This is a genomic window from Coprobacter fastidiosus (assembly GCF_982245605.1).
Genome location: NZ_CEVCIF010000036.1, coordinates 22779 through 35876, shown reverse-complemented (window position 1 = coordinate 35876; position 13098 = coordinate 22779). Strand labels below are relative to the sequence as shown.

The following is a 13098-nucleotide window of genomic DNA, read 5'->3' as shown; positions in this document are numbered from 1 at the left end:
TGAAAAGCCTATTGGCAGAATTAAATATGCGCTATTTTAATTCCGCCAACAGGTTAGATTATTAAAATAATGAAGATTATCAGTATAACGGCAAAGAAAATGATCATCAGTATATTTTCGAGTTTCTCATTTTCTCGATTAATATATCCGTCTTCATTTGTTCTGAATAGCCATTTTTTTATATCCATAGTCTGAACATCTTTTTTTACTTCATGATAGTTTGACTTATTTTAAATATTTGGTTTAATTTTATTTGTGTAAAATTATAAGTGTCGATTTAATCGTTCGTTAAATTTGTATTCATAATATCTTGTTATTTAAGTAATTATATTTTTGATTGGTAAATTATATAATTCTTGCAACTTACTGATAATAATTATTTTAAAGAAATATTTTCTTGTTTTATGATAAAATTCTATCTTTATGCGTGAAATGTCGGTTAAGATGAACGTCTTAACCGACATTTTTTTGTTGATTTTGTTTCTCATGGATGTTGGAGTTTATAAATAGAACTATAAATATGTTGCGTTGTTTTTATTATAATCTCAAATTAATTATGAGTATGGTATTTGCATATCTGCGAGTAAGTACTGGCAAGCAACATTTAGAAAATCAGATGAAAGAAATCGAGAAATTTGCATCTCGCAAAGGCTTGGTTATAGATGTATGGATAAAAGAGGTGGTTAGTGGTAAAAAGAATGAGAAATTCAGGGCTTTAGGAAAACTGAAGAGGAAGGTGAAAAAGGGTGATATTATTATCATTACTGAAATTTCTCGATTAAGTAGAACTCTTCATGAAGTGATGTCTATATTGGGCTATTTTCTGGATACCGGGGTTTTATTGTATAGTACGAAAGACGGCTTTGAATTTGACGATAGTATCAGTAGTCAGGTAATGGCGTTCGCATTTGGACTGGCAGCTCAGATCGAGCATAAACTTATTTCCCAGCGCACACGTGAAGCCCTTGCTGTTCGGAAAGCGGCGGGGATGCAACTGGGAAGAAAAAAGGGAGATAATTATAAACAGAGATCTCTGTTGGAGCATAAAAAACAGATACGGGAGATGCTTCAACAGGGAGTCTCTATTTCTGATATATGCAGACATTTTAATATATGTCGGGATACTTTTTATGCTTTCAAAAAAAATGGTGGTTTATTATAGTTTGATCGAGAATTTCTTTAAATGCTCATCGAGCATGTGCTCCGGGATGATTTTTTTGATCGTATCGGCTACGGCATTGATGATTCGTTCTTTGATATAGTCGTTGCGGATAATTATCGATATTTCTCGAATGGCAGGAGGCGATGTAATGTCTTTGATATTTGCTTTTTGAGTTTCTGATAGCAACGGTAAATGAAGCTCGGGAATAACAGTATAGCCGCCGTTGCTGTCAACTATTCTGATTAAAGTTTCTATACTTCCGGCTTCATAAGTCGTATTGTGAGTTGACGATTTGCCGCAAAAGTTAAATATTTGTTTCCTGAAACAATGCCCTTCCTGGAGTACCCACAGGTGTTCCATCGGCATGTCTGTTGCACTTAGTCCGGTATTTTTGCGAGGTTCATCGGGAGAGAAGTATGCAACGAACTTTTCATAGTATATGGGTATCTCCAAAAGACCGTTCTGGTCGATAGGAGTCGAGACAATTGCCATATCCAACAATGAATTTTTGAGATTGTAAATGATATTGTCGGTTTTCATTTCTGAGATGGAGAGGGCGACATCTGGATAATCTTTTTTAAATATAGATATGAACTGAGGAACTAAATATGGTGCAATTGTGGGAATGATTCCGATTCTGATGTTCCCAGAAAGAGTTTTTGTTTCGTTGTGAACCATCTCTTCTATTCTGTGAATTTCGTGTAATGCGACTTCTGCTTGGCGGATAATTCTTTCTCCGGTTTTGGTCGGTTCTATCGGATGTTTGTTTCGGTCGAATATTTTCACGTTTAACTCGTCCTCGAGTTTTTGTATCATCGTACTTAATGTGGGTTGTGTAACTCCGCATTCTTCAGAAGCCTTTACAAAATGACGATACCTGTTTACCGCCACAATATACTCCATCTGTTGTATTGTCATATTTTAATAGATTTTATAAATACAAAGATAGATAATATCTGTTTGATTTATGTGTATCCGTATGATATCTTTGTCATACATAAAAGAAATATTCATTAAAAAATAGATATAATTATGGAAAATCAAGTGAACGTAATGCCGAGAATCGGTGAAAAGGCTCCTTCTTTTGAGGCTGTAACTACTCAGGGTAAAATTAATTTCCCGTCGGATTATGCCGGAAAATGGATTATATTGTTTAGTCATCCGGCAGATTTTACGCCGGTTTGTACTTCAGAATTTATGACATTCGGTAAAATGTCAAAAGAATTTGAAGATTTAAATTGTCAGTTAGTCGGACTTTCTGTTGACGGTTTGTATAGCCATATTGCGTGGCTTCGTACTATCAAGGATAAAATTGATTATAAGGGAATGAAAAATATTGAAATTAAGTTCCCGCTTATCGAAGATATAACGATGAATGTGGCTAAACTTTATGGAATGATTCAGCCCGGTGAAAGCTCTACTTCTGCTGTCCGTGCAGTATTTTTTATCGATCCTCAAGGGACTATTCGTACGATTATGTATTACCCGTTGTCGTTAGGACGTAATTTCGATGAAATAAAGAGAGTTCTTGTCGGTTTACAAACAGCAGATAATTTTGGCGTCGCTCTTCCTGCAGACTGGCGTCCGGGAGATGATGTTATTGTTCCTACTGCGGGATCGTGTGGTGTTGCGAAAGAACGGATGGAGAGCCAAGATGAAAACCTTCATTGTTATGATTGGTTTTTCTGTACAAAAAAACTTTCGAAAGAGAGTGTTGAAAGTAAGTTAGGTAAATAAATTAAAAGAAAGGTATAATTATGCCGGTAATTCATCTGAGTGAGAAAGAATTCTCAGAAAAGGTAGTGAATATTGAAACTATTTCCTCGCAATGGAAATATAAAGGTGATAAACCTGCGTTAATAGATTTTTTTGCTACATGGTGTGGCCCGTGCAAGGCTTTGAGTCCTATTCTTGAAGAATTGGCTGAGGAATATAAGGATCGGATCTATATTTATAAGATAGATGTAGATAAAGAAGAAAGGTTATCCGAAATTTTTGGTATTCGAACTGTCCCGACTTTATTGTTCTCTCCTTTAAAGGGAGACCCCTATATGACTTCAGGAGTAATTCCGAAACATGAACTGAAAAAGAAGATCGAAGAAATGTTGTTGAAATAGCTTGTCTTATCTATGGTTTATGTTTTTAGAAACCGGTTGCATTGCAAATGACAAAATGCGACCGGTTTTTTTATTATTTGTAGTATGATTCTGTGAAATCGTATTATTGTTGAAATAAAAAAATATGATAATGCTGATCTTGTAAATATTATTATTAAGTTTGTAGTAACTATGATGAAATACCTGATAAGCATATTGTTCTGTGTTGCTCTTTTATCGTTGTCAGATAACAATACGGAGGAACATTTGGTCAGATTTGCGTCCGATGAGTCTGTTGTGTGCCAAGGTGCAGTCGGGAATATGTCTTTTATCAAGGATTCTCTATCTTACTCGAATAGAAGTGCTGATATTGAAAGTCATTTTGTGTTATTCGATACCGGTATATGCGGAGTATTTTTTCCTGTGTACTCTTATTCCAGAAAAATAGAAAACCCCACTATTATCAAATTTATTTCTACTAAGAATTTTCGCTTACTTATAAGAAATGCCGGGTTTAATAATAAAAAAGCGATAACAGACTTTTCTAATTTTATTTTGTTTAAGTCTTCGTATCGTTTTTTTGTATATGCATTAAGGCAAATATTGATTTAGCTGTTTCTTATTCTTTCCTATATATGAACTTGCTTAGATTCTTCAATAAAGAAAATCTGTCAGCTCTTCTTTGTGTTTTCTTTCGGTCCGTTTCTTGTTTCTGTACGTTAGGCAACTTATGTGTGTTATAGAAATAAAAAAATGTCCTTGGAAATATTCCTTAAAAGAGTTCCGTATAAAGTTTAGGCAAGTTCTCAATCTCTTTTTTGAAGGTGATCTTCTTGATTGCAGTAGATTATGCGTTTGTAGATTAACTTAAGGATTTGCTGTGTGTGAAGATTATCCTTGAGATGAATTTTTATCTCTATAATATTATTGAATAGTCACATCCTTACTTTAAATTATTAATATGCTATGATACATTTGTTATTGTCTACATTGGAAATGGTGGTACTTACTTTTGTAATAGGCTTTTTTGTTGCAGGAGTAATAAAGTTTATTGCTATTTGGGCCGATTCTATGGATTTTTATAGTTCTCATCAAGATGTGATAATTCGTTTGAAAAGATTGCGAAAGTTGCATCAGAAAGTTGCGCGACTTGTAGAGCAGGAAGCCATGAAAAATTATAAGTTTTACGGGGATAGACGGGGAGAATTTAGTCGGGGAATAAATGAAGATCCCGCAGATGTGCGTAAAGCTGGATATTATCATGGTGTCAGTCATGGTGCTTCTAAAATGGATTTGTTGGATTATTATTATCCTGAAGATACGCAGTTGATGTACTTTAAAAAACATGAACAATATAAGGAAGAACAAGAAGGTGGTTTGAATAAAAGAAATGATACTTCTAAGGAAGATAACAGATAAATACTTATGGAAAATATTGATTTTTTTACTTTGTTCCAAGGATTTGGGACAATGGCTGCAGGAGGATGGATACTGGCTGCAGCACGATTATTTTTGATATTTCTCGGTTTTTTACTTGTCTATTTGGGTTGGAAAGGTATTCTCGAGCCTATGGTGATGATACCGATGGGATTGGGGATGATTGCAATTAATTGCGGTACTTTATTTATGCCTGACGGAGTTTTGGGTAATTTGTTTCTTGATCCGATGCTTTCGGATACGGATGATTTGATGAATATGATGCAAATAGATTTTCTGCAGCCGGTATATACTCTTACGTTCAGTAACGGGCTGATTGCTTGTTTTGTTTTCATGGGCATAGGAACTTTGTTGGATGTCAGTTTTCTACTTCAGAAACCGTTTACCAGTTTATTTTTGGCTTTGTGTGCAGAACTTGGAACATTTTTGACATTGCCTATAGCATCCGCTTTCGGGCTGTCTTTTAAAGAAAGTGCTTCTGTTGCAATGGTCGGCGGTGCAGACGGGCCTATGGTTCTGTTTACCTCTTTGATGTTGGCGAAGCATCTTTTTGTCCCTATAACGGTAGTCGCTTATTTGTATTTGGGATTGACTTATGGCGGGTATCCTTATCTTGTGAAATTAATGGTCCCCAAGCGTTTGCGTGCTATTAAAATGACGACTAAAAAAGCCCCTAAAAATTATGATGCTAAAGTAAAACTTGCATTTGCTGCGATATTATGCGCTGTCTTATGTTTCTTGTTCCCGGTAGCTTCGCCTCTTTTCTTTTCATTGTTTTTAGGAGTTGCTGTACGTGAGTCGGGAATGAAGCATATCTATGATTTTGTCAGCGGACCTTTATTGTATGGCTCTACCTTCATGCTCGGTTTATTGTTGGGCGTTTTATGTGATGCGAAATTATTGCTTGATCCTAAAATATTAAAATTGTTGGTTTTGGGTATTGCGGCTTTGTTGTTGTCTGGTATCGGTGGCATTTTGGGCGGATATATAATGTACTTTATAAAGAGAGGTAATTATAATCCGGTGATAGGTATTGCAGCTGTGAGCTGTGTCCCTACTACAGCGAAAGTCGCACAGAAAATCGTCAGTAAAGAAAATCCCGATTCTTTTGTTTTAGGAGATGCATTGGGTGCAAATATTTCGGGAGTGATAACATCGGCTATCATTACGGGTATTTATATAACTATAATTCCTTATTTGTAGTCTTGTTTGTCACTATAAAAAACAGGATATTCTATAATTAGCGTATCCTGTTTTTTGTTATCAGTTATTATTCCATCTTATCCCGTAAAGATATACCTACATCGATAAAACGTCCGCCTCCGGTATCTTTACAATATACGGTAATAAGATTCTCTTTACCGATTCTCAAAGCTTTTAAAGCCTCAGGCTTGATCGGAAAATATTCATAGTCGGAGTTTGCTCTTCCGGCATTACAAGCAAGAATACCGTTGATAAATACATCGAAATTTTCATCATGCATAACTCTGAGCATAAGACGGGATATTTCGTCTTGAGAAAGTTTGGGCATGATAAATTTGCGACGTATGCAAATTTCCGTAATGGTTCTGCCCTTATTATCTTTTATTTTGCCGTCTGCGACAGGCCAAGGTGTATTCCCCTTTTTTCCGGCGGCGTTTCCGAATGCTCCCGGGCCTTCTTTCCAATCTGAATCATCGAAATTTTCTTTGTTCCAAGCTCCTTTTCTCGGACCGTATTTATATTTCCAGATTTGGGCTTCTTTTTCCGATGTCGGGACTATTTCTTTAAAATTCGGCATTTTAAACCGGAATGTATTTATTTTCGCGATTTTAGAAGCATCGACTTTAGCAATTCTGTCATACGTGAATAATCCGTTGATTTCGGTCATTATATCGGTAAGTTCTGTATAAACTACGGCAGCAAGACCGTTTTTTTCTCGCATTTTGACAATCATGTTATAAAGTTCGGCGTATTTGAAAAGAAGATCTTCCGATGTATCTACGTTAGCATATCCGCTACCTTTACCTTCGAACCACATGTGCTCCGGGACTTTCATTCCTATACCGCCGAATTCACCGCAAACGAGTACTTTCCCTTTAGCCTTTTCTTGATCCTCGACTTTAGGTTTAGGGTAAGAAGGGGCAGGGTAACTGTGTGTATCCAATATATCTCCTGAAAAAGACCATTTTCCTCCGCTTGCATCATTGACCAATCGGGTAGGGTCTTGTTTTTTGACGACTTGTACAAGACGTTCGGTATCGAATTGTCCTTGTCCTTCGTTAAATATTACCCACATAATAACAGATGGAGAATTTTTGAGGAAGTCTATCATTCCTGTAAGTTCGGTTTCAAAAGCCTTTTTGTCGATTTCCGGAGTGGGCTCATCTTTGTGACTGCCTCTATATGAATTGCAGGAGGGGGCATCTTGCCATACCATCAGTCCGAGTTTGTCGCACCAGTAGTACCAGCGGGCGGGTTCTACTTTGATGTGTTTGCGGGTGAAATTGAATCCCATTTTAATCGTTTCTTCTATGTCGAAGCGAAGGGCTTCGTCTGTGGGTGCGGTATAAATACCGTCGGGCCAGAATCCTTGATCGAGAGGACCATTCATAAAAACAGGCTCATTATTTACGAATAGACGCTTTACCCCGTTTATTTCTCCTACGGAGATTTTTCGCATACCGAAATAGCTATTGACCTTATCCGTCGGTTTGCCGTCATTTCCTAATATCGATACATTGATATCATATAGATAGGGATTTTGAGGAGACCAAAGTTTCGGATTCGGAATTTTGATCTTTATAGGACTATTGGTTTTCCCTTGAAATTTTCCGGACTTGAGTTCGACAAGCACTTTGGCATTTTTTGTATTTGACAAGACGGTAACTTCGACCTCTTTTTTATCTATATCGGGGACGATTTTGATATCTTCGATATGAGTTTCTGAGACCGGTTCAAGCCATACGGTTTGCCATATTCCGCTTGTCGGTGTGTACATGATCCCTTTTTGAATACTGTCTTGTTTCCCTCGTGGTTGTCCCCCTTTATCCGTCGGGTCATAGACACGGACTATGAGTTCATTCTTTCCGTTCGTTACGGCATCTGTTATATCAAAACTGAAAGGTAGATATCCCCCTTTGTGCAGCCCTATTTTCTTTTCGTTGATAAATACTTCTGCCTCATAATCGACTGCACCGAAATGAATCAGAATTTTTTTCCCTTTCCATTTGGATGGAATTTCAAATGTACGTCTGTACCAGAATTTGTCCAGTTGTTCCATGATTCCGGAAAGGGCGCTTTCGATGGGGAAAGGTACTAAAATATTTTCTGTGAGTTTTTTACCGAAAGGGGGCTTTTCGTTTAAATCGGCAGAACGTTGAAATTCCCATACTCCGTTGAGGTTCATCCATTCGTTACGAGTCATTTGTGGACGAGGATACTCCGGATGAGGTTTTTCGATATGAACATCTTTTGCCCATTTTGTCATAATCGGTGCTTCTTTGGTTTTGAACTGGGCATGTAGTTCTGGACAAAGAAACGTAAGAACGCAACATATAGCCAGCATTCTTACTGCTTTAATTTTCTCTTTAGTCATCCTTATGAATTTTGTTATAAATGTATTTTACAAATATACAATATTTAAAGTACTTGTACATATTTTGAGGAAAGAATTTTGAAATAAGAAGATATGGGCTCTCAAGAGAATGAAATCATGAATTGATTATTTGGCGGTAAATATTGAATGAATATGGTGAAGTATATAAACAAAAAAAGGTTGTCTCACGACAACCAATCTTCATTAACCTTAAATCTAATACCATGAAAAACACAGTGCAAATATAATGTATAATCTGTTATTAAACATACTTTTTGAGCATAAAATGTTGCGTATAAACATTATTTAATAGAATCGAGTTATTCGAATTTTCTATTTTGGGTTTTATTAATTTTGTTTACACTGATTAATCTATATTCTTCTTTTAAAACAAATCTGCAGAAAAAACATCCGTTTTTTCTGCAGATTTGTTTATCTAAAAAAATAGATGGGCTTTTACGAAGCGTAAGCACTTAACATCCATATCGTCTTCTCTTGGCCTTTGAGTAAGTCGCTTATCATGGCAACTGTCACTTCATCTTTTGTTTCGGATGCTAATGATAGCAATTCCCGTTCTTCAGCAATGAGGACTTTAAGCGTTTCTCCAATATTGTTGAGTGCTTTATCAGCATTATCTATATAACCAGATTCTTTAATGTTTGCAGTTTGTAGATAATTGCTGAATTGATGTTGAGGAGTTCCGCCGAGCATCAATATTCTTTCTGCAATCTCATCAATTGTTTCAGCGGCACTATTATACATATCTTCAAATTTGCTATGTAAAACAAAAAAAGAATAACCTTTGATGTTCCAGTGAAGACCTCTTAGGTTTGTATAATAAACTTGAAAATCTGCCAGTAACTGTTGCAATCCGTTTATTACATTTTCTACTTTTTGTTTGTCTAATTGAATATAATCTAAAGTTTTCATATCATTTTATTTTAGAGGTTTATTTAATTGTTTGATGCAAATGTAATATGTTATAATATATAAATCAAACTGATATTATCTATGCTTATATAGATGATATGAATATATTCTGGATTAGAGGATAATTGGAATTCTGTGTTGTTTTGGGTAAAGAGTGTTGTGGTGAGGATTATTGAGCCGGAATAGGGTTACAGTAAGAGCTTGTGAAAGCATACCTTTGATCTTTGAAGCCTACCGGATTTTGTATAAATGTTTTTTGAGTATTTATGTTTTGATAAAAGGTGGTGGTTTTTCTTTGTTTGAGAATCAGTAAAATTTTGGTTGTTCGGATATTTTGGAGAGAGGGAGGCTATTAAAAAAGAAAAGGTTGTCATCTCGACAACCAATCTTCGTTAACCTTAAATCTAATACCATGAAAAACACGATGCAAATATAATGCATTTTTGTGTTGTGCAACATGTTTTATTTGCAAAAAACATGTTGTTTAACATTGTTTTGTATCTCATGGATAAAAAAGGCTCTTTATAAACAATTATTTATGATTTATGAATATATAAAAATATGTTCTCTTATTTTTTTAGAGCCAGTCGTATGTTTTGTCTGGTCAGCTTTGAGTGTTTTTTCAAAGACGTTTTCGAATGGTCGAGAGCTATCTGACAAAAGACGACAGGCTGGAAAGAAAGTTAAGACTTTTTTAATTGGAAAATTTAGACAAGTTCTCGGACTCCTGAAAAATTTATTGGGTTATGTTTATTAAAAACGCATTATTGCTGTAAAATTGTTATTTTTTGACCCAAAAATTTTATTAAAATAGTCTCCGATAGTTTATCTTTACATAACATTATTATTAACTTTTAAATGAAATACAAATGAAAAAATTGGGATTCTTTTTCCTTCTGCTTTTGGTCTGCCAATCGTGTATAATAATTTGTAAAGGAGGAAAAGATAAAATTGTGGAAAAATCTAATTATGAGAAAGTTTCGGGGAGAGGGCAGATTGTGGAGAAAGAGATGACTCATTCCGGTTTTGACAAACTGTCTTTATTTGCTCCGATAAAAGTAAAAGTTTTGGAAGGAGAAACCTATAATGTGAAGGTTTCAGGACATGAAAACTTGGTATCATTACTTAATATTGAGATGAAAAATAAAACCTTAAAGATTGATACAGAGAAAAATTATGAGTTTACCGATGATGTAAAAGTATGGATACAGATACCCGTGCCGTTGCAGAAAATGGATATCGGTAGCTTATGCCAGGTCTCTATCGGAGAAATCATCGATCGGGATAAATTTGAATTGAATGCCTCAGGTGTATCGAGGTCTAATTTCGAAAAACTTTTTGCTCATGATATCGATCTGAATATCAGTGGAGTTTCTAAAGTCGATATTACGTCTTTAGAAGCGAAAAAGCTTTCCTTGAGTTTGAGTGGAGTTTCCGAAGCCAAAATAGATGGAAAAACAGTTGATTTGTCTCTTGAAATGTTAGGAGTAAGTAAAGGTTTTTTAGGGAAATTAGAAACTGAGAATTTAAATTGTAGAATGTCGGGTGTTTCCGATTGTAAGGTGAGGGTATCTCAAGTATTGAAAGCCGATATGTCCGGTGTTTCTAAACTCAATTATTGGGGAACACCTTCTACATTAGATGTTAGTGCTTCCGGGAAATCTTATGTCAAAGCAATCCAATAGAATTGTTGTTTTTTGAAAATATTGATGTGTCCTTTTTAATGGACCTAAGATTACCACTTTCTAACGATTTAGGAAGTGGTATTTAAATATTTGAGTATAAAATTGAAAATTTGTCAGTTTTATTTGCTTGATTTTATGTAATTATTGTATTGATTTTAATATATAGCACAAGATTGTTATTTTTTGGTGAATTTGTATTATTATTAATTTCCGTATAGTATTAATTTTGAAAAACAAATCGGAATATTATTTATCCCATGAAAAAATTCTTTATTACTTTATTGATATTGTTCTGTTTTATTGGATGTAAAGAATCTGATCTTAATAGGGCTTTGTCTATGGCAGGAGATAATGCCGATGAATTGAAGGCTGTTTTGAACTATTATAGCCATGATCCAAGAGATAGTCTTAAATATCGGGCTGCATTGTTTTTGATAGAGAATATGCCGGGACATTATTCTTTAGGTGGTAGATATATTGATCTTTATTATGATTCGGTAGACTCACTGCTTTCATTTGTAACAGATAAAGAATCTCTAAAACAAAAAATAGATAGTATTGCTGAATATTATAAGTTATCGGAAAATGCGATCCGACTTGAGGATGTGGAGCACATAACGGCAAATTTTCTTATTAATAATATAGAGCGGGCATTTGAAGTGTGGCCAAAAGGGGGATATGCAGAACATTTATCATTTGACCAATTTTGCGAATATATATTACCATATAGAGTTGGTAATGAACCTATCGAATTTTGGCGTGATTCTTTAAAAAATAAATATAACGATATATGGGCTCATGGGTATCATGAAGGATGGAGACATTCTGCTTTTCATGCTTGTTGTGAAATAAATAATCGATTAAGAGAAGAGGCTGGTGTATATCTTTTGCCACCTGCTTTTCCTATAGAGAAGTATTCAATCTTAGCTCGGATGTTTATTGGTGATTGTGATAGTTATGGAGCCCGAGCGACTTTTGCAATGCGAGCAAAAGGTGTACCTGTCGTAAAAGATTTTACACCGCAGTGGGCTTATCGGGATATGGGGCATTCGTGGAATGTCGTATTATGTAATAATGGTCGGGAATTGTCTTTTGGCGGTGTAGATGTTAATCCGGATGTTATTCATAAACCGGATGCAAAAATGGCAAAAGTATATAGGACAACTTTTGCCCGTAATAAAGAGTCTTTAGCTTCGGTTTGTAAAGGAGAGCCTATTCCTTCGAATTTAAAAAGCCCTTTTTATAAAGATGTAACTTCGCAATATCTTGAGACTTCCAATATTGATGTGGATATTAAAGTTTTGCCTGAAGAAAATCGTCAATTTATGTATTTGAGTCTTTTTAATAATAAAAAATGGATTCCTGTATGTTTTGCAAAGATAAGATTTGGTGATGCAACATTTAATTCAGTAGGACGGGATATTGTTTATTTGCCTTCTTATTATGTTGATAGGGAAATGCAACCAGCTAATTATCCTTTTTTACTTGATTCTCGAGGTAGAATACATTATTATGAACCTGATACGTTAAATGTTTATAATTTACGTATATATCGCAAATACCCTGCTGAATTTAGGATGGTTGGTGTTGCATCTCATATGATTGGTGGGGAGTTTCAAGCTGCTGATAATCCCGAGTTTAAGAATGCGATAGTATTACATCGAATTGAGGAAAACCCATATGGATTATATGTTACGATTCCTTTGGATTCTGTTCTTACAAAGTACCGCTATTGGAGACATGTCTCTCCTATTGCAGGATATGGGAATATTGCAGAATTACAATTTTGGGGGGAAAATGGAGAATTGCTGAATCCGTCGGGGAAAATAATAGGGACGGATGGTACGTGGGGAAATGATCCGAAACGATCGAAAGAATCGGCTTTTGATAATGATCCGTTGACTTTTTTTGATTCTTCTAAGCCTGATTCTGCTTGGGTAGGACTTGAATTTCCGAAACCTGTAGCAGTAAAGAAAATTGTCTATTTACCGAGAAATGATGGAAATAATGTGGCTATTGGAGATGAGTATGAGTTGTTTTACTATTCTATAAAAGGATGGAAGAGTTTAGGACGGAAAAAGGCTAAAACACATTATGTCGAATTTGCTGATGTCCCTCGAAATGCTGTATTATGGTTGCATAATCATACACAAGGTCAAGAGGAAAGAATTTTTACATTTGATGGAAAAAGTACTTTTTGGTGGTAGAATT

At 35.2% G+C, this 13098-nt stretch carries 10 protein-coding genes; 7 read left to right on the top strand and 3 right to left on the bottom strand.

All coding sequences use genetic code 11. From position 1 onward, the window contains the following. Positions 1-556 precede the first annotated feature (556 nt). On the top strand, positions 557-1162 hold the full coding sequence (locus AC0UMU_RS10010) for a recombinase family protein (RefSeq protein ID WP_288641498.1): 606 nt from the start codon (positions 557-559) through the stop codon (positions 1160-1162). Here the strand turns inward: AC0UMU_RS10010 and AC0UMU_RS10005 are convergent. Further along, positions 1157-2080: a hydrogen peroxide-inducible genes activator gene (locus AC0UMU_RS10005; RefSeq protein ID WP_009319675.1), complete on the bottom strand. Its 924-nt coding sequence runs from the start codon at positions 2078-2080 to the stop codon at positions 1157-1159. The two genes, AC0UMU_RS10010 and AC0UMU_RS10005, sit on opposite strands and share 6 nt — an antisense overlap. Before the next feature lie 114 nt (positions 2081-2194). Between AC0UMU_RS10005 and AC0UMU_RS10000 the strand changes: the two genes are divergently transcribed. The 4 genes from AC0UMU_RS10000 to AC0UMU_RS09985 all read left to right on the top strand — a co-directional run bounded on the left by AC0UMU_RS10000 (position 2195) and on the right by AC0UMU_RS09985 (position 5898). After that, entirely contained in the window at positions 2195-2899 is a 705-nt protein-coding gene (locus tag AC0UMU_RS10000) for a peroxiredoxin (RefSeq protein ID WP_278716088.1), read from the top strand. A gap of 20 nt (positions 2900-2919) precedes the next feature. Continuing rightward, a complete protein-coding gene (locus tag AC0UMU_RS09995) occupies positions 2920-3279 on the top strand; it encodes a thioredoxin family protein (RefSeq protein ID WP_278716091.1) in 360 nt (119 codons plus the stop codon). Positions 3280-4224: 945 nt separating this feature from the next. Then, positions 4225-4677 carry a LapA family protein gene (locus AC0UMU_RS09990; protein WP_278716094.1) on the top strand — a complete coding sequence of 151 codons (453 nt, stop codon included), beginning with the start codon at positions 4225-4227 and terminating at the stop codon, positions 4675-4677. Between the two features lie 6 nt (positions 4678-4683). After that, positions 4684-5898 carry a sodium ion-translocating decarboxylase subunit beta gene (locus AC0UMU_RS09985; RefSeq protein ID WP_009319670.1) on the top strand — a complete coding sequence of 405 codons (1215 nt, stop codon included), beginning with the start codon at positions 4684-4686 and terminating at the stop codon, positions 5896-5898. Between the two features lie 67 nt (positions 5899-5965). On the opposite strand, the gene AC0UMU_RS09980 is transcribed toward AC0UMU_RS09985, so the two are convergent. Beyond that, positions 5966-8272, bottom strand: a complete 2307-nt coding sequence (locus tag AC0UMU_RS09980; protein WP_278716097.1) for a glycoside hydrolase family 2 protein — start codon at positions 8270-8272, stop codon at positions 5966-5968. A gap of 456 nt (positions 8273-8728) precedes the next feature. Continuing rightward, positions 8729-9202: a Dps family protein gene (locus tag AC0UMU_RS09975; protein WP_278716099.1), complete on the bottom strand. Its 474-nt coding sequence runs from the start codon at positions 9200-9202 to the stop codon at positions 8729-8731. A 953-nt stretch (positions 9203-10155) separates the two neighbouring features. Here AC0UMU_RS09975 and AC0UMU_RS09970 point away from each other — a divergent pair. Both AC0UMU_RS09970 and AC0UMU_RS09965 read left to right on the top strand, forming a co-directional pair. Further along, positions 10156-10887: a head GIN domain-containing protein gene (locus AC0UMU_RS09970; RefSeq protein WP_195596242.1), complete on the top strand. Its 732-nt coding sequence runs from the start codon at positions 10156-10158 to the stop codon at positions 10885-10887. A 257-nt stretch (positions 10888-11144) separates the two neighbouring features. Continuing rightward, positions 11145-13094, top strand: coding sequence for a discoidin domain-containing protein (locus AC0UMU_RS09965; protein ID WP_278716102.1), 1950 nt, complete (start codon positions 11145-11147; stop codon positions 13092-13094). The last annotated feature ends 4 nt before the right edge of the window (positions 13095-13098 follow it).